Below are 25,806 nucleotides of genomic sequence, written 5' to 3'. Positions count from 1 at the left end.
GTCTGAAAAACGAATCAAATATAAATTTATTGTTATGCCTCTGGATTATCTTTGGAATGTTACTAAGGAAATTGCCCGCCACGAAGGCAAGGTAGCTGCGAAAAACCACATGACCAGCTCCATGACAGAAAAATATGGGACGTATTACAGAATCATTAGTATATTGGCTGACTTAGCCCTGGTCAATCTGGCAGGTTATATTGCCTATCTCTTGACCAAGTGGCCTTTGGAAAGTATAGACTTCCATCACATCAATTCCATTCACATTCTTTTGATCAATTTTATATGGATTTATGCTGCTCAGATTGCCCAATTGTATCAGGACATCTTCGCGAAAGATGCCATTCCGACTGTTAAGCAATCTATTTTCGCCTTCAGCCTTTTTGCCATATCTATTAGCCTTTTAATTTATCTGGTACCGGAGTTTAAGGTTTCCAATCACCTGGCCTTGTATACGCTTTGCCTATTTGCACCGATGTTATTTGCCGGGAAGATTGCATTTCTATTGTTGCGCAGGACACACAGGGCAAATCTGATTGAATATACCCGAATTGTGATTGTGGGGGCAGGTCCGATTGGAACAGAGCTGGCCAGGATTATGGAGAGTAAATCTTCAATGGGCTACCAAGTGGTCGGTTTTTTTGACGATAAGCCGGATCTGCGGGTAGCTGAAGTCAATATATTGGGTTCTGTAGCGGATTGTATCGAGTATGTTAAGATGAACAACATTAAGGAGGTATTTTGTGCTTTGCCGGACAGGGCGTTAAATAAGATCAATACATTGATGCGGGAAGCAGATCGGGAGATGATCCGATTTAAACTTGTGCCTGATGTGAAAGATTATTTCAAAAAGAATGTAAATGTTAAGATGCTCGGGCATTTTCCGGTCATCAGTCCGCGGGCAGAGCCGCTGGAGAGTATATCCAACAAAGTTTTTAAGCGTCTTTTTGATATTGTATTTTCGTTATTTGCCATTGTTTTTGTGATGAGCTGGCTATTGCCGATCCTGGCGATATGGATCAAATTGGAATCGAAAGGCCCTGTTTTTTTTAGGCAGCAACGTTCCGGGAAAGATAACGCGCCGTTCTGGTGTCTGAAATTCAGAAGTATGACGGTAAATGCAGATTCAGATTCTATGCAGGCAACGAAGAATGACAAGCGGATTACGCGCCTGGGTGCTTTTATGCGTAAAACCAGCATCGACGAGCTTCCTCAATTCTTTAATGTACTGATGGGCGATATGTCGGTAGTGGGGCCGCGTCCGCATATGCTACAGCATACGAATGATTACTCTGAGTTGATTGACCAATTTATGGTCAGACATTTTGTACTACCGGGAATTACGGGTTGGGCGCAGGTAAGTGGGCACCGTGGAGAAACTAATGAAGATGGCGCGATGGAGAAGCGGGTGGAGGCGGATATCTGGTATCTCGAAAACTGGTCCATGTGGTTGGATTTAAAGATTACTTTTTTAACTGTATGGCAAGTTTTGTTAGGGCATAAGAATGCATATTAACTATTATGAACAATGAGACTAAAAATAAATTATTTGAAAATTTCTACCCTCTAATACGATGATAATGATTACATTAGCGGCATATTTAGCTAGTGTATTTGATACAATAAGTCGAAGTGATTTTTGAGCAAAACATGGAAATAATAATACAATACAAACATATACCCTCTATTTAAATTAACTTATGAAAAAAAAACTTACTATTTTATGCGTAAGTATGCTGATGCTGGTTGTTACGCGGATGAATGCCCAGGAAGTGGCCACAACTTCCACTAAGGCTCCAGTTGATAGCGCCGCTCGCAGCAAAGTAATCCTTAGCGCTCATGTATCTACTCAGGGAGTAGGTCTTGATATTAAATATGCTCCTACCCCGGTATTTGGTGTACGTGTTGGTGCGAGTGTGTTGCCAATCAGTGGCCAATCTGTATATAGTATTCGTCAGGAGCCTACAGATGTAGATTTTGACGTTGATTTCGCTAATGCACATTTATTATTTGACTGGCATCCATTTTTGAAAGAAAAAGGTCTGTCTCCTAAAGTTGTTGTAACCGCAGGTGCTGGTTATTTCTGGAAACGTGAAGGTAACGTAGTAGTTTCTTACCGTGGAACTTACAAATATGGAGATATCCTGATTCCAAGTGAAGACCTTGGTCAATTGACTGGTAATGTTGAATGGCATAAAGTAGCGCCTTACCTGGGTTTTGGATTTGAAAACGTATTTCCACGCAACAAGTTCAATTTGGGTTTTGCCGTTGGTACTTACTATATGGGAGCACCAGACGCAACATTGGTGGGTACAAAGTTCCTGAGTGCAAACACCAGCAACGAAGCGCAATTAAAGAAAAACATGTCATACTACCGCTTCCTGCCTGTGCTGCAGGTTAACTTTAACTTTGGACTTTAACATTTAAATAACACTTATCATGAAGAAATTATTATCATTATTCACTTTCATGCTGTTTGCCACAGTACTGCTAAATAGCTGCAGGAACCCGGCGTATGAAATGAACGTATTGTTTGACGCAGATGTGATCAAATATAAAGCTACGCTAATCCTTAAAGGTGCGGCAGGAGAAACTCTGCCTGCTAACATTACAGTTGAGGCCGCAGGTCAGGATGCTGCAAGTATCTATGATTTTTCAGGTACTAAAAAAATCTATGCTCCTGCCGGTGTGATCACTTTAGGAGTAACGCCTAAAGACATTCCTACTGCGTCTAAGACTTTAGCTTTTAATGTCAAGATTACTGCACCTGGCTACGAAGACAAAAATATCGAGATGACTATCGCTGAAAATCAATTCAGCCAGGTAATTGAAGTAACTATGCTGAAGACGGTATTGCCGACAGAAGCTAGTGTTGTGAAAATCGTAGAGGCTGCACTTTCTCCAACTGGAGCAACTACAGCTCCAATTAGTATTGTTACTCCAGTAAATGGAGATGTTGAACAATCTACCTCAATCACTGTTCCTACTGGTACTCAGTTCAAGGATGCTGCAGGTAATGTAATTGTAGGTTCTGCAGTTACAGCCCAAGCAATTAACTTTGATCCATCTGACCCACTGTCGGTTGAATTGTTCCCCGCTGGTTCATTGAGTTCTTCAAATGTAGTATTGCCAAATGGTCAGACTGGTGAGGCTTTCTTCCTGCCTGCTGGTTTTACTGATATCCAAATGTTTGTAGGCGGTGTTGAAGTGAAAAACTTTACCAACCCAATCAGCATTTCAATCGGTTTAGATCCTGATTTTAGACCACAAGCAACTGGTCTTCCATTAGCAGTTGGAGATAAATTAGGTATTTATGCTTATCGTACTGAAGTTGGACAATTTACTTATGAAGGTGAAGGTACTGTTGCATTGGTAAACGGTAAATTAACGGTAACATTTAGTACCAATCACTTAACTGTGTTCATTGTTGGAGATGTTGTGGTTAAACCAGCAAGCTGCCTTGATCCTTCATTGACTTTCTCAGCCCCTTGGATGACTAATGGCGCTACCGAGCCTATGACGTTAGAGATTTACGATACCTCTGATAAATTATTGGCTACAGGTCCGACGATTGTTTCTAATGGTAAAGTTGAAGTATTAACTGGTCTTCCTTCATTCGCTGTGAAGTTCAAATTAATCAACAATGCAGGTAAAGTATTGGCATCTGGTAACATCACTGATCCTTGTGCTGGTGGTAACATCAACGTAACGGTAGATAATCCAGGTTCTAATGTTCAAAGTATCTCATTGATCCTGAACGTGAAATGTCCTAACAAAGGGTTCATCATAGTTCCGAACTTTGATTTGTTCTATAAGCCAGCTGGTGCACCAGCATCTGCTTATACATTGTTGGGTACAACTTCTCAGGGTGTATTGAGGACAACATTGTTAACCATTGGTGCTAGTTATGATTTCCGTGCAACATGGAATAACCAGATTAAAGAAGTTAAAGGTCGTACGATTACTAGCGCAGATATGTCAACTGTGGTAGGTGAAAATGACTTCTTAGGAGATAAGAGTCCTGCATTCAATAAATCATTATTAATTGAAGCTTGTAAAGGTTTCTAATCAAAAACTTATCATAATACAAAAGGCGTCCAAATCGGACGCCTTTTTTTTGTTAACAGTGGCTCATAATGGCAGTTTTGTTAATCGATACGGCAGCTTTATTTTCGTTTTTCTATAGAAGTTTGTGTCTGTATTCCAGAGATTATAGAATACAATCTTTTCTCCACATTTTTTTTGGAGCATAATGTAGACTAAAGCAAAAATGAACAAAAAATTGCGCCTCTTAGTAACCTTTCTTGGGTTGCTTTTTATTTGTTTCTCAGCGAAACCTGCTTCCATTGCTGATCCTGTTCCCCGTCCGGTAACCATTTGTTCTGGTGCAAGCATCATCATCAAGGGGGACCAACCGACGGCATTAACCAGCACATACCTTTGGGAACTCTATTATAGTGGTTCCTGGCATCCTGCGTCTGGTACATATACAGAACAGGACTATCTGGCAGCGTCACTCTTGAATATGGGAGAAAGCGATGTTGTTTTTACCCTTAGGCGAAAAACAACGGTGCTAGGTGTTTCGGTCTATGATTCTTATTATCTGGTTACTGTACAGCCGATTGTGGCCATACAAAATAATTCCATCAATGAACCAGTAAATAGCAATTTTTGTGGTTCCGGAAATCCGGGGACGATAACAGGGAGCGTAGCCTTAGCTGGAAATGCCGTAATTTTGTATCAGTGGAGGGTATCCAGTGACGGAATAAGCTTTAGCAATATTTTGGGGGCCAACTCCAAAGATTACGCTCCTGGGCCGCAACAGGAGTCTGTATATTTACAGCGTGTGGCCATGACCGGAGGCTGTGGTTTGGCGACGTTTAGTAACATCATACAGCTTACTGTTTATCCGGTTTTGAGTAATAATTCGATTTCGGGTGCTTTACTCAGTCAAATATGTAAGGACACTGATCCGTCAGTGATTTCAGGAAGTCTGCCCTCGGGAGGTAACGGAGGTTATGCTTACACTTGGCAGCACTCTACAGATGGGGTTAACTTTAGTGATATTCCGGGAGCAACAGCGAAGGATTATGATCCACCGGTTCTTTTGGTAAGCACCCATTTCCGCAGGCTAAGTAAATCCGGCTCCTGCGACGTTTCGCTAAGTAATGTTGTAGGTTTCGAAGTACTTCCAAAGCTGGCAGCAGTTGTGGTTCGTGCAGAAAGCATCGGCCGAGATGGTATTACTTTCTCCTGGGATGCTGTTCCAGGTGCGAGAGGTTATATGGTGAGTACCGATGCAGGAAGAACCTATTCCGCTCCGAGTTCCGGTGCAAATGGACTGAGCCATTCCATTAGCGGACTTAAAGCTGCTGCGGAGGTAAGGATATTGGTGAAGGCGATGGGTCAATTGAGCTGTCAGGAACAAGATGAAATAAAAGATTTTGTTTCAATGACTTTGAAGGAGTTTGATGGCATTTATGTACCCAATGCTTTCAGTCCTAATCAGGATGGGAAAAATGATATAATTTACGTGCGGGGTGAGACCATAAGGGCCCTCCGCTTTTACATCTATAACCAATGGGGCGAGCAAATCTTTTATAGTGCCGACCCAGCTCTGGGCTGGGACGGCACTTATAAAGGAAAAATGGTTCCCGTCGGTGGATATGTCTATTATTTAAAAGCTGTGATGAACAACGGAGAAGAATTGAAAAGAAAAGGAACAATCACTTTAATCAGATGAAAGTACTATCGTTATATATCAAAATCGCGGTCTTATGCTTGATGGCGCAGGTGGCGAAGGCACAGATGGACCCGCATTTTTCACAATACTATGCTTATCCGCTATGGCTTAATCCCGGACTTACAGGAGTAATTGATGCTGATGCCAGGATAACCGGAAATTTTCGTGACCAGTGGACGGGCATTGGCAACGGATTTAAATCTGTTGCAATTTCAGGCGATTTCCGTCATTCAGATAAGGTAGCGCTGGGCCTCAACGTGCTGAGTCAAAAGGTAGGCACTGCAGGATACAACTACCTTAGCGCCCAGGCCTCTTTCGCTTATAAGTTGTCCCTCTCTTCGGACAGCTATCATAAGTTGAGTATGGGTGTACAGGCAGGTTTGATCAACCGTAGTTTTGATGCATCCCGACTACAAATGGACGATCAATACAATCCAGCTACAGGGTTTGATCCTTCTATTGTCAGTGCTGATAATTTTACAGAAAGCTCAGCTTCTGTTTTTGATGCGAGTTCTGGCATATTCTATTATGATGGAACTCCTGATGCCAGAGCGAATCTTTTTGCTGGATTCAGCGTTGCGCACTTAAGTTCTGGAGAAGATTCATTTGGGAACCAGCAGCTCAACAGTACGATTCCGAGACGTTATACGCTCCATGGAGGGATCAGGCTCTATGCGGCGGATTTCCTCGATATTACTCCGCATGTCATCTACATCAAACAACGCGAAAGCAAAGTACAGGCTGCCGGATTGAATTTTGAACTTAACCTAAAAGCAGATTATAGTTTAATGATAGGGGGAATGTACCGTTTAAATGATGCTGCTGTAGCAAATGTAGGTTTATATATTAAGGATCTGGTTGTCGGACTGAGCTATGATTATACTACCTCTCCGTTACGGAGTGGCGGTGCCGGGGCTGGATATGAGTTCTCAATCAGCTATATATTCAAACCCGCTTTATTTGCTAAAAAAGAAAAATGTCCGAGGCTCTAAATCACCGCTCATGAAAAAATACCTACTTATACTCTTCATTTTTTTAGTGAGGGATGTAAATGCCCAAAATAGTTCTTGGAGGAAACGCGCAGACCAGGCTTTTGATAAAAAAGATTATGCTACTTCAGCTTACTATTATGGTAAACTAATGGGAGAAGGACAATCCGCTCTGGAGGAAAAGATACCCTATTTTTCGATCAAGCAACGGAGGGATTTGAGTAAGCGCACCTATGATAGCTACCGGCTGGCTGAATCTTATCGCTTATCAAACAATTACCAACAGGCAGAGGGGTGGTACAAAGAGGTATTGGAAAGCGATGAGTCCAGTTTTCGTTACGTCCGCTTTTGGTATGGTATATGTTTGCGCAGTAATAATCAGCTGGAGGCGGCGGTTGCGGAATTGAGTTTATTCAGCGAAGCGAGTATAGGCAATGAGGACGATCACGCTTTGGCAACCAAGGAATTAAAAAATGCCTTATTTGCGTCAGAGCAATATCAGCGGAAGCCATCTGCAGATATTGTGAAACTCGAAAGTAGCTTCAGTACGGAGGAAAACGATTTTTCTCTCAGTATTAGCGGCGAAAAATACTGGTTTACAGCAACTTCCGAAATATTTGGCAATGGTCAGCTAAATCAGATCTTTGTTAGTGACAGGAATAGTCTGTCCAAAAAGACAGCGATTGATTTCAATTCAGACTTGAAATCAGCGATGCATTTTGGTACCCCCTCATTAGATTCCAGTGGATTAAGGATGTATCTCACAGGCTGGGTGAAAAATGAAGGAAAGAATGCTGCAAGTGTTTACTTCAGTAAGTACGAGGGGGGACACTGGTCTATTCCTAAGAAACTAAACAGCTATGTAAATTCAGGAGGCTATAATGCCATGCAACCATTTGTGACGCCAGATGGGCGGCATTTATATTTTGTATCCGACAGAAGAGGTGGGATAGGAGGAAATGACATTTGGAGAAGTGAACTGGATGCTCAGGGCATGCCCGTCAATGCACAAAACCTGGGTAATGTGATCAATACCCCCGATGATGAAGGCTGTCCATATTTTAATACGCATACGCGAAAGCTGGTTTTCAGTTCCAAAGGCTTTGTAGGGATGGGTAATTTCGATTTGTATGAGAGCTATGCAGAGGAAAATGCATCCTGGACAAAACCGAGGAATCTGGGTGCTCCTTACAATTCGACCAAGGATGACCTCTATTATTGTGAAGGTGAACCCTATACAGCTTTTTTGAGTTCCGACAGGGATTCCGAATGCTGTTTGAATTTATTCAAGGTAAAAGCACAACCTACAGAACGGGAATTTACTTTATTTGCCGGGACCGTCAATGACTGTGCGACTGGTTTAGCTTTGGCAGGGGTAAAAGTCTCAGTTCGAGAAGGCGCATTAAACAACACAACAGTTTATTTCACAGACGAACGAGGGCATTATAACTTCAAAATCGAACGGAAAAAGGCTTATGAGCTGCGTTTTGAAAAGAAGGATTATTTTGCGCGGCAGGTCAGTTTGCCTGCCCAGGCAAAGCTGGATAAGGATACTTTAAATCATGTACTCTGTCTGCAAATGTTTGAAATAGATAAGCCTATAGTGATAGAAAACATTCTGTATGATTTTAATAAAGCGATCTTAAAACCGCAGTCGCTAATCGTTCTAGATGAGCTTGTTGGATTATTGACCAGCAATCCGAAGATCAGAATAGAACTTAGCGCACATACCGATTCTATTGGTCCTGATTGGTACAACAACAGACTTTCCCAGCAGCGAGCTCAGTCTTGCGTAGATTATATTATTTTGAAAGGAATATCGCCGGGTCGGATCACTGCCAAAGGATATGGGGAATCGAGGCCAATAGCACCAAATAGTTTAGCCGTAGGTGGAGATAACAAGGAAGGACGCAGGTTAAACAGACGTACTGAATTTAAAGTGGTCGGTATTGAGTAGGTACAATGCAAAAAGCCTGTCAATTTTATTTGACAGGCTTGACCACTGATTTGCTATTGTTTATTTGAGAATGCTCTCGAGTTTGTCGCACATTCCGTTTTCATCTAGGTTTGCATCCAGACTACCAACATCTTGATTTCAGTCCAGATCTTTAATTGTGAACCTGCATTTCAAAAAAAATGTTATCTTAGTAGTATAATCAATTGTACAATAGACGCATCCCCTATGTATGACAGGTTAAAAACCAATGTCCTGAAAAGGGCAGGTATAACGCATCTTAATCCGGCCGATTGTAAACATCTGTCCGAAGACATTTACCATGCAGTTCGCAAAACGGTAAGTATAACCACCCTGAAAAGGTTTTTTGGATTTGCTTCCTTAAACTTTCATTTTTCAAAGTACACCTTAAACACGTTAGCAGAATACGCAGAAGGCAGTATGAGGCGGTCAGAAATTTGTGAATTGGATCCCGAAGGCTTGCCAATAAAAGTAATTGAACACATCGAATTTGAACTGGATGATGGCACTTTGTTAAGTTGCAATTGTTTTAAAGAAGCGACTTTCGTAGAATTTAAGCATGTGACTGCTGATGAAGACCGCGCTTGTTTTATACTGAAAAAACATCAGGTAGAAGCTTTGCTTCACGCAGTTGGTGGCTCTTCAAAGTAGTTAGGTATGGGATGTTGCTTGGTATTGAAATAAAATGTATACTCGCCATTCTTATAAATAGCTGATACATGAACAGATTTATCCTCCTTTTTACATTGCTGATGAGTAATAGCTGGTCCTTGAATGCACAATCCGGATTAACCAAAGCTGGGGCTGAAAAGTTGGCCGAGGCTGAAATTGCCAGGCAAAAAGAATTGCAGCATACCAGGGCAGCTGCCGACTGGGAGAAAAAGGAAATTACTATTCAGGACAAAACCATGAAATTTATGTACAAGATTAGTGGCAGTATGCCCCCCGAAGGGAGAAGTCTTTATATTTCTATGCATGGTGGAGGAAATGGCCCGGCAGCAATGAATGATCAGCAATGGAGTAACCAGATCAAGTTGTATACGCCCAAAGAAGGAGTATATGTAGCGCCCAGAGCACCTACAAATACCTGGAACCTATGGCATGAAGACCACATTGACGACCTGATGGAGCAATTGATAAAGGACGCCATCATCATGGAAGGTGTGAACCCCAATAAAGTATATATTATGGGATATTCTGCTGGTGGTGACGGCACCTTCCAACTGGCTCCGCGCATGGCCGATCATTGGGCTGCTGCTGCGATGATGGCGGGGCATCCGGGTGATGCCAGTGCCCTGAGTCTGAAAAATCTTCCCTTTGCCATTTACATGGGAGGAGCCGACGCGGCTTATAATAGAAATCAACTGGCTGCGGTATGGGGCAGGAAACTGGATAGTCTTCAGGCTGACGCTCCCGGTCATTACATTCACGATCTGCACATTTATCCCGGCATGCCGCATTGGATGGGCAGAAAGGATACGATAGCTATGCCATGGATGGCATCTTTTATCAGAAATCCATTGCCAAAACAGGTCTCCTGGCATCAGGACGATCGCCTGCGTTCACGATTCTACTGGCTAGGATTGCCTGATGAAGGACGCATTGCCCATGCAGAGGTCAGGGCTTCGTTCTCCGGAAATACCATCAGCATTCAAGAAAATCAACATCCTGTGCTGTATATCTACTTAAATGATCACATGATGGATCTGGATAGAAAAATAAGGGTGGTGTACAAAGGCAAGGTGCTTTTTAATTCGAAAATTAAACGAAATGTAGCAATCATTAAAGCAACCGCTTCGCGAATGGACAGGGATCTTGTTTTCTCTGCGGGCTTAAGTCTGATTGCTGAAAAAGTATCTTCTCTTTGAAAGCATGGGATTTCAAGTGTTTTTTGTAAATTAGGTAATGCTAAGCCCTAAACAATCCATCTCTAATCAGATGATCTTCCTGTTTACTATAGGAGTGTTGCTCATGCTCAGTATTTTGGCTTATGGGTTTCTTCATGTAATTTCCCCGGAAGGCACATTGTTACTTATAATTGGTTTCCTCTTACTCATTCTCCTGTCAGTTCGGTTTTACCTGAAGCGTCTTTGGAACCAGCGGTCCAGATATATCCAAAAGATACTGGAGGATAAAAATAAACTGGATGAACTCATTTATCTCTATGAGTTTGTCAATAAGGCAACTTATGATGTCATCTGGGATTACGACCTTCAGTCCAATAAGCTAAACTGGATGCCTGGTTTCGAGGAGACCTATGGTTATAGTAGAGAAGATTATCCAGACGATTTTTGGGCGATGAGCCAGGTTTTCCAGGAAGATAGACCAAAGGTGCAGCAAACCTTAAGAAGCACGATTGCTGAACGACATCCAGCGTGGTTGATAGAATATCGGTATATATGTGCTAATGGTACATTGAAATACGTGCGTGACCGTGGGCACGTTGTTTTCAATGAACAAGGGGAGCCCATTCGTATGATCGGAGCCATGCAAGACGTAGATCAGCAGCGAAAATATGAGGAACAATTGCTCAATCAAAATAAACAACTTAGGGAAATCGCCTGGATCAACTCACATGAGGTCAGGCGGCCATTGTCCAACATCATTGGACTGGTTGCGCTAATTAATGAAAGTGCCGGACAATTCCCAGAGCTTCAATCGTTGATCGAGATGCTCTCCAGCTCCTCAACCGAATTGGATGAGGCATTAAAACGGATCAATGAGCAGACCGAAGCATGATCTCAGCAAACTTGTTCAGGAAAGAATATCTCTCTTGATTTCAGCAAGGTTTTCTTTGGATATGGGTTTTACATAAAAGTTGCAGATATCATAGCCTGCTGCCTTTTGATGGTCCGCTTCATCGATAGAAGAACTCACGATATAGACTTTTATCTTTTTTGCCAGTTTGAAAGTATCAAAAACATCTAGGAACTGCCATCCGTCCATTACAGGCATATTGAGGTCCAGGAGAATTACATCAGGAAGTTCATCATGGGAGTCCTGGAGAGGACTTAGATGGTTTATGGCTTCTTGTCCATTATTGAAAATAAGCGTGTTGTCGCAAAAATCTACGGATTTTATTTGCCGGGAGAGTAGGTAGGTATATATTTTATCATCATCAATAACATAGACAGTGTTCGGCTTCTTCATTTTCTAATTCAATTCTAACGTAAATGTTGTTCCTGCACCAACTTTACTTTGCGCCTTTATATTTCCCTCCATAGCCTCTACCTGGTTTTTTACCAGGAACAAACCTATACCTCTCGCGTCTGCATTTCCATGAAAGGTCTTGTACATACCGAACAGCTTGTGACCATGCATTTTGAGGTCTATGCCAATTCCATTGTCGGTCACTTTCAATACAGTTGGATTTTCACCCCGGGCAATGATATCAATTTTAAGCTGTCGTTCGGGATGACGATACTTGATGCAGTTGCTCAGCAAATTTAACAAAATACTCTCCAAATATGCAGGATCGAAGGTAATATTTGTGTTTTCATCCACTAAAATCTGGATGACGGCAGCGGATCTTTTAATCGATTCCGATAGGGTGTGCAGTGTTTTGTGGATCTCACTCAGCAAGTTAAGCTTTTTGCTGTTGGTCTTTCCACGGTCTTGTACTTTTACTGCTTCATTGAGGTGCGACAAGGTTTGTTGCAGGTTAGTCACATTGATCCCGAGCATATCCATTAGTTCGCGGTGTTCATTGGGGTCGCTTTCGTTGGCCATCACTTCCACCAGCATCTGGATATTGCCGGCATGAGAACGTAAGTTATGTGAAACAATGTGCGCAAAATCCAATAGTCTGCGGTTCTGCTCACTAATGATCCGGATGGCTTTGTTCTGTCGCTCGACCATGCTTTTTCGTTCATGGATATTTGCGCAGGTGCCTAGCATAAACATCGGTTCGCCCGTTTCAGACCATTCAATTACTTTTCCTCTGATCTCCATCCAGATGTATTCCCTGTCTTTGTGCTGCATCCTGCATTCACAACAGTAAAACTTTGTCTTTCGCTGGAAGCAGTCCTGCAACATCAGTAGGTTGTTTTCTCTGTCATCAGGATGGATGAGCAACTGCCAGTCGCGCATGTAGTCTATTTTCAGTTCATGGGGGTCATAGCCCAATAATTTAGCAGTTCGATGATTAGACAGCAATTGATCTGTCTTCAGATCCCATTCCCAGGTTCCTACACCGGTTGCTTTGATGATATTGTCTAGCCTAAGCCGCTCTCTGAGCAGGATTTCCGTATGTTTCCGGCTTTCTGAAATGTCCTTGATATGAGCGATGAAGTACCGGGCGTCCTGGTATTGTCCGCGAACAAGCGACTGGCTGAGCATCACCCAGACTGAAGTTCCGTTTTTGTGAAACAAGCGCAATTCCAAATTAAAAGAGCTGCTTTCCGATGCGAGCAGTTTTTCCATAGCCGCGACCACATGATCCAGGTCTTCGGTATGGGCCAATTCCTGAATATTGAATTGTGAAAATTCAGGTTCCTCATAACCGAGCAAAAAGCATAATGTGCTGTTCACTTTGAGCCATTCACCTTTGAGAGAAAGCAGGGCCATTCCAATCGGAGCATGATCAAATGCTTGGAAAAAGCGCTTTTCGCGTTCTTCCAGTATGCTCTGCATGTTTTCTTTTTCTGTAACGTCTTCCAGGGTACCGAACAGGGAATTACAAATTCCATTCTCGAAGTTGGCCTGGATCCTGACTTTTACCCATTTCAATTTTGCCTTAGCCGTAAATATCCGGAATTTACTGCTTTCTTCTTTGCCAGTTTCGATGGCACGGTCCATAGTTGTTGCCATCCGTTCTGCATCCACATAAAATGAGAGCGACTTGTCCAGGTCAGGGCGGAAGTCATCAGACACCTCATAAATTTCCTTCATCACTTTATTCCAATAGATGTCTCCTGTCACCAAATTTCTCTCCCAAATTCCTAGTTTGGCTAAAGGAACAGCTTTTTGGTAAAGTTCAAGTCTGTTTTGCATGTATAATTACCGGTGCTTTGAAATGTCAAACAAAATACGAAGCTTATTCCTGGTTTCAGCTATCTTTTATGAAGATTATTTAAGTCAGGGAAAACATCTCTGCTGAATTGCGGTTATGTTGTTCATACGGATCACTAAAACCCTACACCTTGGAAAATTTTACGATGCTGCAGTTCTTCGAATGGTATTATCCTGCAGATGGAAGTTTATGGAATCATTTTAAAGCCGAAGCAAAAAGGCTGAAACAAATTGGTATAGATTCGGTGTGGCTGCCTCCGGCCCATAAAGGGATGGAGGGGACCGCCTCCACAGGCTATGATGTTTACGACATCTACGATCTTGGTGAATTTGATCAGCGGGGGACGGTTGCCACCAAATATGGAACGAAACAGGAGTTTCTTGATGCAGTGAAAGCCGGACGGGATGCAGGTTTGCAGGTTTATGTGGACATTGTTCTGAACCACATGGGCGGAGCCGAGGAAAAAGAAACAGTACTCGCCAGGAAGGTAAATCCCGAAAACAGAAATGAGTTCATCAGTGAGCCCTATGAGATAGAGGCTTATACCAAATTTACTTTCCCGGGACGGAATGGAAAACACTCGGAATTTGTCTGGGATTTCCAGTGCTTTTCCGGTGTCGATTTTGATGCCAAAACTGAAGAAACGGCGATTTTTAGTATTCAAAACCAATATGGGGAAGGCTGGCAGGATGTACTGGATGAAGAAAATGGCAATTATGATTATCTGATGCTTTCCGATATCGATTGCCGGAATCCGTTTGTCCGGGAAGAACTGAAGCGCTGGGGGAAATGGTTTTATGAGACTGCCGGCTTCAATGGCTTCCGGCTGGATGCCGTAAAACACATGGATCCCTTGTTCTTTAACGAATGGCTGGATTATATGAGGGGGGAATTTAAACAGGAATTTTATACCGTGGCAGAATATTGGGCTCCCGGGGATCTTGCGGCTTTGCTCAAATATATAGAGGTCACTGAAGGGAGGATGTCTCTGTTCGACGCGCCACTTCAAGCCAATTTTTTTAATGCCTCCAAACAGGGAGAGGGTTATGACCTCCGTACAGTATTCGACAATACATTGGTACAACTGCGTCCTGAACTTGCAGTGACCCTGGTAGAAAACCATGATACACAACCCTTACAGTCTCTGGAACAAACCGTAGAGGCTTGGTTCAGGCCGCTTGCCTATGCACTGATCCTGTTGCGCGAAAGCGGCTATCCCTGTGTCTTTTACACGGACCTGTATGGCGCCAGCTACATCGATAGCGGGGAGGACGGTTTGGAACATGAGGTAACCCTTGAGAAATTGGAATCCATCGAATCTTTACTGGAATTGAGAAGACATGCTGCTTACGGTTTGCAGCGGGACTATTTTGACGACCCAAATTGTATTGGCTGGACTAGGGAAGGGGATGATGAACATCCGGGTTCCGGAATCGCGGTGTTGCTGAGTAATACTGCAGAAAGAGAAAAAAATATGGAAGTGGGTAAGCAATTTTCCGGACGTTTTTTTGTCGACAAATTGGGCCATGTGCAGGAACAGGTACAGATCAATGAGGAAGGTTGGGGGAATTTCAAGGTTTCAGGTGGCTCAGTCTCTGTATGGGTGCCACTTGCTGAATGATAAAACTAAAACTTCCTTTTGCCTGTTTTGTTTAAGCATCAATCCTAAATCCTTTATACAAAATATGAAACCAAATATACAGCAAAAAGCAAAAATTTTAGTGGTGGAGGATGACTTGGACCTCACCAGTCTCATTAAAGATGTATTCAATGATGTAGGCTATGAAGTGATTACAGTGGCTGAAGTGGAAGATATTGTGAAACTTGTGAAGGAGGTACAGCCCAATGTGGTACTTATGGATTATCTGTTACCACAGAGTAATGGCGGTGAACTTTGTCGTCAGATTAAACAAAACGAGCAACTGCAGTCCATTCCTGTAATTATTTCCTCAGGGCTTTCCAGTGAGCAGGTTGCAGTAGCAGACTATGGCGGTGATTCCTTTCTTTCGAAACCTTTTGAATTGGAAGAACTGGTTAGGCTGATCGAAAAAGCACTGCGGGGACATAAAATTTCCATCCACTGATCAGGTCATGGGCGATTTAAAGGTTTATCCCGGAAATCCCTATCCCCTTGGGGCAACCTGGGATGGAAAAGGTGTGAATTTCGCCCTCTTTGCCAAGAATGCAACCGAGGTTACGCTCTGTCTGTTTGAGGAGCATTGCGGGGAAATGCATGTAGATGTTCGTCTGCAGGAACGCAGCCGCCACATCTGGCATATTTATATTCCAGGTCTGATGCCGGGACAATGTTATGGGTATCGTGTCAATGGACCTTATAAGCCGGAGAAGGGGCAGCGTTACAATCCACATAAATTGCTCATCGATCCATACGCAAAGGCCATTTCTGGCAAAATTGACTGGCATGATTCCTTATTTGGTTATCAACTGAGTAAAGGCGACCTCAGTTTCAGCAAGAGCGATAGCGCTAAGTTCATTCCCAAATCGGTCGTGGTCGACCAGCATTACGATTGGGAAGGTGTAAAGCCGCCAAAGATCAGTTACCATAAAAGCATCATTTATGAAGCCCATGTCAAGGGACTGACGCAATTGCATCCAGAAATTCCAGATGCAATCAGGGGCACTTATTCGGCAATAGCTCATCCGGTGATGATCGATTACCTGAAATCGTTAGGGATTACTACCCTGGAGCTGATGCCAGTCCACCAGTTTATCAACGACAGGCACCTGATAGAACGCGGCCTCAATAACTACTGGGGCTACAATACAATTGGCTTTTTTGCGCCGGATACCCGTTATTCTTCTCAAGGTACATTGGGTGGACAGGTAAAAGAATTCAAGGACATGGTGAAAGCCTTGCATCGTGCGGGGATAGAGCTGATCCTGGATGTGGTGTACAACCATACTGCCGAAGGCAATCATATGGGGCCTACTTTATCTTTTAAAGGAATCGATAACGAGGAGTACTACAGGCTCACAGATGATAAGCGTTACTATATGGACTATACAGGGACCGGGAATACGCTAAACGCGCATTTTCCCAGTGTCCTGCGGTTGATGATGGACAGCCTCCGCTATTGGATTACCGAAATGCATGTAGATGGATTCCGTTTCGATCTTGCATCGGCCCTGGCCCGTGAACTGGAGGAAGTAAACATGCTGGGTGCTTTTTTCAGCATCATCCATCAGGATCCTGTAATCTCACAGGTCAAACTCATTGCAGAACCCTGGGACATTGGAGAAGGGGGGTATCAGGTAGGTAACTTTCCTCCCGGATGGGCAGAGTGGAACGGTAAATTCCGCGATTGCATCCGTGACTATTGGAGAGGGGAAGACAGTATGCTGGCAGAATTTGCATCAAGGTTTACGGGAAGCCCGGATCTTTATCAGAATGACGACCGTAGTCCAACTGCAAGCATCAACTTCATTACCGCCCACGATGGTTTCACTTTGCAGGATTTGGTATGTTATGAACAGAAACACAACGAAGCGAATGGCGAGGACAATAAGGATGGCGAAGACTACAATCGCTCCTGTAATTATGGAGTAGAAGGAGAAACCGATAATGAGAATATTCAGGCTTTACGTTCCCGACAGAAACGCAACATGCTGGCTACCCTGTTTCTCTCAGAAGGTGTGCCGATGTTGCTTGCTGGTGATGAATCGGGACGTACGCAGAAAGGGAATAACAATGCCTATTGCCAAGATAATGAAATTTCCTGGTTCAATTGGGCCGATCAGGATATAGAACTCCTGGATTTCACCAGAAAGTTGATTGCGATTAAACTGAAACATCCGGTTTTTTCCAGAAAGCGCTGGTTCCAGGGACTGAAAATTAAAGATTCCGGATTGGAAGACATCGCATGGTTCCTTCCCGAAGGGGAGCAAATGGAAGCACACAACTGGGAGGAGGATTATGCAAAGTCACTGGCTGTTTTTCTCAACGGAAAGGGATTGAGGAGTGTAGATGAGCAAGGCAATAAAGTGATAGATCATAGTTTTTACCTGATTTTTAATGCCTATCATGAGGGACTGAGTTATCAGCTTCCATCAGAAAAGTATGGTGGGGAATGGAAAGTGATGCTCAACAGTGGAAATCCGGATAAAGCGACCGGCAAGTATAATCCGGGAGAACAGATCGCAGTCGAAGGGCGAACAGTGATTTTATTAAAGACTACGGACAGCGAATAAATATGCAGGGTTTAAGAAGAACAATAGGTTTAAATTTCAACGAACATCAGCAGGCGGTCATCAATATCTGGGCGCCCAATGCAAAGCGATTAAGTGTAAAAACAGCTTCATCGATTGTCGTATTGCAGCAGCAGCCTCATGGTTACTGGGGCGCGACCAGCAATGAACTCTCTGAAGGAGAAGAGTACTGGTTGCTGCTGGACGAGCAATTGCTTCCAGATCCCACTGCCCTCTCCCAGCCTCGGGGCGTACATGGGCCCTCTATGGCGCTGAGCCTAGGGTACGCCTGGACAGATGCGGACTGGTGCAACCCGGCACTGGAAGATTACCTCATTTATGAACTGCATACCGGAACTTTTTCTCCGGAAGGGGATTTTAATGGTATTGCTGCAAGGCTCGATCATTTGCTGGAGTTGGGGATCACTGCCATTGAAGTGATGCCTATTGCTAGTTTTCCTGGCGAGAGGAACTGGGGATACGATGGGGTATTCCCTTTTGCTGTACAGCATAGCTACGGCGGAGCGGCAGGACTGCAACAACTGGTTGACCTCTGTCATGCCAAAGGCTTGGCGGTGATCCTGGATGTGGTCTATAACCACATGGGACCGGAAGGGAATTATTTAAACGAGTTTGGCCCCTTTTTTACCAGTAAATACCAGACGCCCTGGGGTGAGGCCATCAATTTTGACGATGCAGGTTGCGATGGGGTAAGGGATTTTGTGGTAGAGAACGTGCTGATGTGGTTCAGGGATTTTCACATCGATGCGCTACGCTTGGACGCGGTTCATGCCATCAGGGATTTTAGTGCCCGACATATTCTTCAGGAGATCAGGTTGCAGACAGATGAACTGATGAAGCAGACCGGACGTGTATATTACCTCATTGCAGAGTGCGATCTGAATGATCCAAGATACATCTCGGATCTCAGCAAAAATGGCATGGGCATGGATGCACAATGGGTGGATGAGTTTCATCACGCCCTGCGTGTGAGCGCAGGTGAACCCAGAAAAGGATATTATGCTGATTTCTCAGGCCTTGCTCAATTGGCCAAATCTTTTCAGGATGCTTATGTATACACGGGTGCTTATTCAGAAGAACGCCAAAAGCGTTTTGGCCGAGCGGCGACAGCGCATCCCGCGAAGCAGTTTGTTGTATTTTCCCAAAATCATGATCAAATAGGTAACCGCATGCTGGCTGAGCGCAGCAGTGCCTTATATAGTTTTGAAATGCAGAAGTTGCTGGCAGCAGCGGTACTGCTTTCCCCCTTTATACCTTTACTGTTCATGGGAGAAGAATGGGGCGCAGGTAGTCCATTTCTCTATTTTGTGAGCCATACAGAGGAGGAGTTGATTGCAAAAGTAAGGGAAGGGAGGAAGGCTGAATTTGCAGCCATGCACCTGAACGGTACTGCTCCGGATCCTCAGGACGAACAGACTTTCCTGGATTCGAAACTCAACTGGGAAGAACTGGAAGGGCAGCAGCAACAGCAGCTCTTCAAGTGGTATAAGCAACTAATCGCGCTGCGCAAGCATGAAGAATTGCTACGCAGGCCTGAGCTTAGTGCAGTTCGCTGCCAGGTCTTTGAAGAGCAAAAGTGCCTGCTTATAGAACGCGGTCTGTCGGGCAGTAAAGCATTTATCTGTTGCCTGTTCAACTTTTCCAATACCCGGCAGCAACTGGCCGTTCCTGCTCATATGACTTTAATTGAAAAAATAGCAGACTCTGCTGTTGGAAATGGAAATACACTTACTTCCTTTCAGCCAGAATCTTTCCTAGCTTATTCCGCATATTATGTTTAATCCGATCGCTACTTACCGCATTCAGTTCCATGCCGGCTTTACTTTTCAAAACTTTCAAGCCATCATTCCTTATTTGGATGAACTTGGCATAAAGACCATTTATGCTTCTCCGATATTTGATGCTGTACCCGGCAGCATGCATGGTTACGATGGGACCAATCCACACCGCATCAATCCGGAGATCGGCACACTCCAGGAACTGAAACAGATAGCCAGAGCCCTGAAAAAGAGGGGTATGTATTGGATCCAGGATATTGTACCCAACCATATGGCCTTCCATCCGTCCAACGCCTGGCTGATGGATGTGCTGCGGAAGGGAGAAAAATCAAACTACAGGCAGTACTTTGACATCGTTTCGGGGGATTTGGAAAAAGAACCACTGATGCTGCCTTTTTTAGGCGCCGATCTCGACGAAGTCATTGCCAGTGGAGAACTGCAGTTACATAAAATATCGGATACATATTTTTTCAAATACCACGATCAGGAATGGCCCTTGAGCGAGGGCACAGATGCCAGCCTTAGCCTGAGTGATATTTTGTCCCGACAGTTTTACCGTCCCTGTTCCTATCGGGAAACTAACGAGCGCATCAACTACCGCCGTTTCTTTACGGTAAATAACCTGATCTGCCTCAACATGCAGCATGAAGAGGTGTTTCAGGACTATCATTCACTGATCAAAGAACTTATCGTTGCAGAGGTATTTCAGGGCTTAAGGATTGACCATGTAGACGGTCTGTATGATCCGGCAGGTTATCTGCAGAGGCTGCGCAGCCTCTGCGGTACAGAAACATACATTGTCGTAGAGAAAATTCTGGAACCTGGGGAAACGCTGCCAAAATCCTGGCCCATTCAGGGTACTACGGGCTATGATTACCTGGGACTAGTCAATCAGCTCTTTACCAATGAGGAGGCGGTGAAACAGTTCAATAGCTTTTATCGCGGGCTTCAGGATCAGCATAGTCCGCTGGAGCAACAGATCAGGAAAAAGAAAAGAGATTTTCTGCTGGCTTTTATGCAAGGTGAACTGGATAACCTGTATCGGCTTTTTTGCCGTCTCAATGCAGAAAAGGGCGTCCGTAACGTAGCTATGGATCTGGGTGTATTTAAGACACTGATCGCCGAAGTGATGGTACATTGTCCCGTTTACCGGTTCTATGGGAACCAGTTCCCATTGCAGGAAGAAGAAAAAGAAGCTTTGAAGCAACTGCTTTCTTCGCTTGAATTGGGAAAAGAATATGAAGAGGCCCTGGAGCAGCTCAGGTGGATGTTGATGGAAGGGAATATCAGTTTTTTTCAGCGACTAATGCAATTTACCGGTCCTCTGATGGCCAAAGGGGTAGAAGATACCCTAATGTATACCTATAACCGGTTTATCGGTAATAATGAAGTAGGGGATTCTCCAGGAGTTTTTGGAATTTCTGCATCGGCTTTCCATCAGGCCATACAGGAACGTCAGCGGGATTGGCCCCTGTCCATGAACGCTACGGCAACTCACGATACCAAAAGGGCTGAAGATGCCAGGGCACGCCTGAATGCCCTGACCTATCTCCAGGAGGACTGGCTGACTGCCGTGCGGCACTGGAGGGAATTGAATGCCGGACTCAAGACAGCTGAGATGCCAGATGCCAACGATGAGTACTTCATCTATCAGAGTTTGGTAGCCAGTTTCCCGGATGATCAGGAAGAGATGGAAAGCTATCCGGATAGATTACAGGAATACCTTCAGAAAGCCTTAAGGGAATCCAAGCGCAATTCTGAATGGGAGAATCCCGATCAGGAATATGAGGCCGCGACTCAGAAATTTATACGTGGTTTATTGGCGCCTAAAGGTAATTTTCAGTCAGCATTCAAACCTTTACAGCGTAAAGTGAGCGCTGCGGGTCGATTGTTGTCACTATCTTCCCTTATCCTCAAAATGTGCGTGCCTGGGCTGCCGGATGTGTACCAGGGTACTGAACTTTGGGACCTGAGCATGGTAGATCCCGACAATAGGAGAGCGGTAGATTACCAGCGACGAAGCGCTTATCTTTCCGGAACTTCGGAAGTCCCTGCTAAATTGTCGTTAATGCAGGAGCTCCTGCAATTGAGGAAAGCACATCCGCTACTTTTTACTTCAGGCCTCTACCTTCCGCTGGAACTCAGGGGAAAGTACGCAACGAAGCTGATTGCCTTTGCCAGAAAATACGGGAAGGAACTGCTGTTGGTTGCGGTACCTCTGGATCCTTCAATCATTGATAAGGGGCATAGGGTTGAATGGGGAGATACCCTGATTTCCCTGCCGGACAGAGAGGTCAGCTTGCAGTCACTTTGTGCTGATAAGCCCTATCTCTTACATTATTTTGAAAAGGAAAACAGTTCGAGGACTGCCGGGGTACTCCTGCCTCTTTCTTCATTGCCGTCAAATTTTGGAATAGGCGATTTCGGACCCTCAGCGCAGCATTTCCTGGAGTTGCTTGCAGAATCCGGACAACGTTACTGGCAGATGCTTCCCCTTAATCCGATCACAGCGACCCAATCTTTTTCTCCTTATAGTGCCACCTCAGTTATGGCGGGTAACATTATGCTGATCAGTCCGGAGGGGCTTCAGCACATGGGCTTATTGACACAGGATGATCTGGAAAAATATACCATGAAATCTGGAAGGAAGCTGCATTATAAAAAAGTTTTGCAAAGTAAAACAGCGCTGTTGAATCTGGCTTTTGAAAATTATAAAATGTACAGGAACCCTGCTTTACAAATAGAATTTGAAGATTTCTGTGAACAGGAGTCAGCCTGGCTTGGCGACTATGCCAGCTATGAAGCCATCAAATCTGAACAGGACGGAAGGGAGTGGTTCAAGTGGCCCAGTGCCTATCGGAACCGCGATAAAAAGGCACTGACGCAGTTTGTTAAAGAAAAATCGGGCTCGTTGGAAATGGTCAAATGGCAGCAGTTTATCTTTTTTAAACAATGGAGGGAATTGAAGCAAAGCGCTGAGATACTGGGCATAGGTCTCATCGGCGACCTTCCTTTTTACACCGCCCTGGATTCTGCTGATGTCTGGTCTAATCCTGACTTGTTCAGTATTGCTAAAGATGGGCGTGTGAAGGGGATGGCCGGTGTACCGCCGGATTATTTCAATGAAGAAGGACAGCTCTGGGGAATGCCGGTCTACAATTGGGAGGTGATGGCAAAAAAAGGTTACCGATGGTGGATTGAACGGATCGCCAAAAACCTGGAAATGTATCATCAGGTTCGACTGGATCACTTTAGGGCCTTCTCTGCATATTGGGAGGTGCCCGCAGGTACAGAAACCGCAAAGAACGGAGCATGGCGGCCCGGCCCTGGAGCAGACCTTTTCGAGGCCTTAAAAAAACATTTCGATGTGCTCCCTTTTATTGCTGAGGATCTGGGCGAGATCGATGAAAATGTCTACGCACTCAGGGATCAGTACGCACTTCCTGGAATGCGGGTACTGCAATTTGCTTTTGGGGAAGACATCGCAGAATCCATTCACGCAGCACACAATTTTGAGGATGCGAATAGTGTGGTATATACGGGAACCCACGACAACAACACCCTTTTAGGCTGGTACCGCCAGGAGCTTGATGCTAAAAGTAAAAAGCGTCTGGAAACATATGTAGGGCATCACGTGACAGAACGCAATATCCTGAAAACCATGTTGCGACTCGCTTATTCTTCATCCGCTAAAATGGCCATTATTCCGATGCAGGACCTGTTGAAGAAGGGAGCGAAGGGACGAATGAATACACCCGCATCAGTATCAGGAAATTGGACCTGGAGGATGAAGCCGGAAGAAATGCAGGTCCTCCGCAAAAAACGTTTTAAAAATATGTTGAAATTATTTGGACGGTAAAAACAAAAAATCGTTGACAGTGTTATCTAATTACAACAACTAACTTATGGAAAAGCAACATATAAACAGAAAAGAGAACAGGGCTTCAGAACCATCTGGCCTGGTGAAGATGATGAATACGGAACGTCCTGTAGCTTCTATCGAAAAGAAACCTGCACAGACCAAGTATAAGAGGGTAAACCACCTTTATAAACTGTTGTAGCTTTTAAAGGAAATAAAAACAAGAAGGGGATGTACTGTTATCGTACATCCCCTTCTTGTTTTTATTATGAATGTTATTCTACGGTAACAGATTTGGCCAGATTCCTTGGTTGATCTACATTACAGCCTCTCAACAGAGCGATGTGATAAGACAGCAACTGAAGCGGGATCGTAGCCAGCAATGGCAGAAAAGCCTCACTCGCATCCGGGATCTCAATGCAATAGTCAACCATTTTACGCACTTCAGTATCTCCCTCAGTGACGATCGCTAGTACTACACCTTTTCTGGCTTTTACTTCCTGAATATTGCTGATCACTTTTTCATAAGATGAATTTTTTGTTGCAATCACCACTACCGGCATTTCTTCATCGATCAGGGCAATTGGTCCGTGCTTCATCTCTGCAGCCGGATAGCCTTCTGCATGGATATAAGAGATTTCTTTCAGTTTCAATGCACCTTCTAATGCTACAGGGAAGCCGCTTCCTCTACCAAGGAACAAGCAATTCCTGGAATCTTTGAACTTATGGGAAATCTCTTTGATGATGTCATTAGATTCAAGCGCACGCTGTATTTTCTCCGGGATATGATCCAGTTCAGTCAGCAATTCAACCAATTTAGCCTGGGTTAGGGTACCTTTCTGCTGTGCCATATAAAATGCCATCAGCGTCAGTACGGTCACCTGGGCAGTAAAGGCTTTTGTGGAAGCCACCCCTATCTCAGGTCCGGCATGAGTATATACACCTGCATGGGTCAGGCGCGGGATAGAAGCCCCTACCACGTTGCAAACTCCAAAGATGGTTGCGCCTCTTTCTTTTGCCATTTCTATGGCTGCCATCGTATCTGCAGTCTCCCCCGATTGTGAAATCGCGATCACCACATCTTTTTCAGTAATGATCGGGTTCCGGTACCTGAACTCAGAGGCGTATTCTACCTCAACGGGGATGCGTGCATATTCTTCGATCAGGTATTCACCTACCAGTCCGGCATGCCATGAAGTTCCGCATGCCACAATGATGATGCGGTCTATGTTTTTCAGTTTATCTGCATATTCTTTGATACCGCCCAATTGTACACGGCCTTCATTGGGATAGATGCGGCCCCTCAGGCAATCACGAATAGAGCGGGTCTGTTCGAAGATTTCCTTCAGCATAAAATGCTCATAGCCGCCTTTTTCCAGGGCTTCCAGTTTGAGCTCCAGTTCCTGGATATATGGGGTCTGAACTACATTGTCCAGGCGTTTGATCAGAAGTTCCTCACGGCTCACCAATGCGATCTCATTGTCGTTCAGGTAAACCACGTTTTTAGTATATTCAATGATTGGGGTGGCATCAGAAGCTATGAAGTATTCGCCTTCGCCTACCCCGATAACCATTGGGCTGCCTTTTCTCGCTGCAATCAGCTGGTCCGGATGTTCTTCATCCATGATCACGATGGCATAAGCCCCGTTTACTTCCTGAAGGGCAAGTCTTACTGCTTCAAACAGGTCTACATTGTCTGCCTTATAAATCTCTTCAACGAGGTGAATGAGCACTTCTGTATCAGTATCACTGTTGAAAGAATGTCCCCTGCTAATCAGTTCCTCTTTGATGGTGGCATAGTTTTCAATAATTCCGTTGTGGATAATGGAGAGGCGTCCGTCATTGGAGGTATGTGGATGAGAGTTTCTGTCGGAGGGTTCACCATGGGTCGCCCAGCGGGTATGACCCATACCTATGCTCCCGGATTTGTCTTTGCCCTCACTGAAATTTTCCAGTTCAGAAACCTTACCTGCTTTTTTATAAATATTGAGTCCTTTGTCATTGATCAGCGCAACTCCTGCACTGTCGTAACCACGGTATTCGAGTCTTTTTAATCCTTTTACCACGATAGGCCAGGCTTCCCTATGGCCGATGTAACCAACTATTCCACACATATTTTAGATAGATAAAATTTTAATCAACGAAAATAAGTAATGTTTGCAAATATCAACCTATCCCGACCAATTTATTTGAGTCACGCAAACGTTTTAAAATATGTTTAAAG

At 44.2% G+C, this 25,806-nt stretch carries 18 protein-coding genes; 15 read left to right on the top strand and 3 right to left on the bottom strand.

Features of this window, described 5'->3' with window-relative positions; genetic code table 11:
* The first annotated feature begins 34 nt into the window (after nucleotides 1-34).
* The 9 genes from WAE59_RS18985 to WAE59_RS18945 all read left to right on the top strand — a co-directional run bounded on the left by WAE59_RS18985 (nucleotide 35) and on the right by WAE59_RS18945 (nucleotide 11,446).
* On the top strand, nucleotides 35-1,516 hold the full coding sequence (locus WAE59_RS18985) for an undecaprenyl-phosphate glucose phosphotransferase (RefSeq protein WP_337857556.1): 1,482 nt from the start codon (nucleotides 35-37) through the stop codon (nucleotides 1,514-1,516).
* Nucleotides 1,517-1,700: 184 nt separating this feature from the next.
* On the top strand, nucleotides 1,701-2,420 hold the full coding sequence (locus tag WAE59_RS18980; protein WP_337857555.1) for a hypothetical protein: 720 nt from the start codon (nucleotides 1,701-1,703) through the stop codon (nucleotides 2,418-2,420).
* Nucleotides 2,421-2,439: 19 nt separating this feature from the next.
* The gene (locus tag WAE59_RS18975; RefSeq protein WP_337857554.1) at nucleotides 2,440-4,068 is read left to right on the top strand and encodes a hypothetical protein; all 1,629 of its coding nucleotides are present in this window, start codon (nucleotides 2,440-2,442) and stop codon (nucleotides 4,066-4,068) included.
* Nucleotides 4,069-4,270: 202 nt separating this feature from the next.
* A complete protein-coding gene (locus tag WAE59_RS18970; RefSeq protein WP_337857553.1) occupies nucleotides 4,271-5,743 on the top strand; it encodes a gliding motility-associated C-terminal domain-containing protein in 1,473 nt (490 codons plus the stop codon).
* The gene (locus WAE59_RS18965) at nucleotides 5,740-6,735 is read left to right on the top strand and encodes a PorP/SprF family type IX secretion system membrane protein (protein ID WP_337857552.1); all 996 of its coding nucleotides are present in this window, start codon (nucleotides 5,740-5,742) and stop codon (nucleotides 6,733-6,735) included. The genes WAE59_RS18970 and WAE59_RS18965 overlap by 4 nt, the downstream gene beginning before the upstream one ends.
* 10 nt (nucleotides 6,736-6,745) lie before the next feature.
* Nucleotides 6,746-8,689, top strand: a complete 1,944-nt coding sequence (locus WAE59_RS18960) for an OmpA family protein (protein WP_337857551.1) — start codon at nucleotides 6,746-6,748, stop codon at nucleotides 8,687-8,689.
* Between the two features lie 225 nt (nucleotides 8,690-8,914).
* On the top strand, nucleotides 8,915-9,358 hold the full coding sequence (locus WAE59_RS18955; RefSeq protein ID WP_337857550.1) for a hypothetical protein: 444 nt from the start codon (nucleotides 8,915-8,917) through the stop codon (nucleotides 9,356-9,358).
* A gap of 68 nt (nucleotides 9,359-9,426) precedes the next feature.
* Nucleotides 9,427-10,575 carry a dienelactone hydrolase family protein gene (locus WAE59_RS18950; protein ID WP_337857549.1) on the top strand — a complete coding sequence of 383 codons (1,149 nt, stop codon included), beginning with the start codon at nucleotides 9,427-9,429 and terminating at the stop codon, nucleotides 10,573-10,575.
* A gap of 37 nt (nucleotides 10,576-10,612) precedes the next feature.
* A complete protein-coding gene (locus WAE59_RS18945; protein WP_337857548.1) occupies nucleotides 10,613-11,446 on the top strand; it encodes a PAS domain-containing protein in 834 nt (277 codons plus the stop codon).
* A 15-nt stretch (nucleotides 11,447-11,461) separates the two neighbouring features.
* Here WAE59_RS18945 and WAE59_RS18940 read toward each other — a convergent pair whose 3' ends face one another.
* Both WAE59_RS18940 and WAE59_RS18935 read right to left on the bottom strand, forming a co-directional pair.
* On the bottom strand, nucleotides 11,462-11,857 hold the full coding sequence (locus WAE59_RS18940) for a response regulator (RefSeq protein WP_337857547.1): 396 nt from the start codon (nucleotides 11,855-11,857) through the stop codon (nucleotides 11,462-11,464).
* 3 nt (nucleotides 11,858-11,860) lie between these two features.
* Nucleotides 11,861-13,699 (bottom strand): sensor histidine kinase, encoded by a 1,839-nt coding sequence (locus WAE59_RS18935; RefSeq protein ID WP_337857546.1) that lies wholly within the window; start codon nucleotides 13,697-13,699, stop codon nucleotides 11,861-11,863.
* 149 nt (nucleotides 13,700-13,848) lie between these two features.
* Here WAE59_RS18935 and WAE59_RS18930 point away from each other — a divergent pair, with 149 nt between their 5' ends.
* From WAE59_RS18930 to WAE59_RS18905, 6 genes are all read left to right on the top strand, one after another.
* Nucleotides 13,849-15,339, top strand: coding sequence for an alpha-amylase (locus WAE59_RS18930; protein ID WP_337857545.1), 1,491 nt, complete (start codon nucleotides 13,849-13,851; stop codon nucleotides 15,337-15,339).
* 64 nt (nucleotides 15,340-15,403) lie between these two features.
* Nucleotides 15,404-15,802 carry a response regulator gene (locus WAE59_RS18925; RefSeq protein WP_337857544.1) on the top strand — a complete coding sequence of 133 codons (399 nt, stop codon included), beginning with the start codon at nucleotides 15,404-15,406 and terminating at the stop codon, nucleotides 15,800-15,802.
* Between the two features lie 7 nt (nucleotides 15,803-15,809).
* A complete protein-coding gene (gene glgX / locus WAE59_RS18920; RefSeq protein WP_337857543.1) occupies nucleotides 15,810-17,927 on the top strand; it encodes a glycogen debranching protein GlgX in 2,118 nt (705 codons plus the stop codon).
* A 2-nt stretch (nucleotides 17,928-17,929) separates the two neighbouring features.
* Entirely contained in the window at nucleotides 17,930-19,726 is a 1,797-nt protein-coding gene (treZ, locus tag WAE59_RS18915) for a malto-oligosyltrehalose trehalohydrolase (protein ID WP_337857542.1), read from the top strand.
* Complete coding sequence (gene treY, locus WAE59_RS18910) at nucleotides 19,719-23,582, top strand: malto-oligosyltrehalose synthase (RefSeq protein ID WP_337857541.1); 3,864 nt, start codon at nucleotides 19,719-19,721, stop codon at nucleotides 23,580-23,582. The genes treZ and treY overlap by 8 nt, the downstream gene beginning before the upstream one ends.
* Nucleotides 23,583-23,628: 46 nt before the next feature.
* Nucleotides 23,629-23,784 (top strand): hypothetical protein, encoded by a 156-nt coding sequence (locus WAE59_RS18905; protein WP_337857540.1) that lies wholly within the window; start codon nucleotides 23,629-23,631, stop codon nucleotides 23,782-23,784.
* 73 nt (nucleotides 23,785-23,857) lie between these two features.
* On the opposite strand, the gene glmS is transcribed toward WAE59_RS18905, so the two are convergent.
* Nucleotides 23,858-25,696, bottom strand: a complete 1,839-nt coding sequence (gene glmS / locus WAE59_RS18900; protein ID WP_337857539.1) for a glutamine--fructose-6-phosphate transaminase (isomerizing) — start codon at nucleotides 25,694-25,696, stop codon at nucleotides 23,858-23,860.
* Nucleotides 25,697-25,806: the final 110 nt, after the last annotated feature.

This window comes from Pedobacter sp. GR22-6, assembly GCF_037402555.1.
GTDB lineage: Bacteria > Bacteroidota > Bacteroidia > Sphingobacteriales > Sphingobacteriaceae > Pedobacter.
This window is presented reverse-complemented; position numbering and strand designations above follow the sequence as displayed.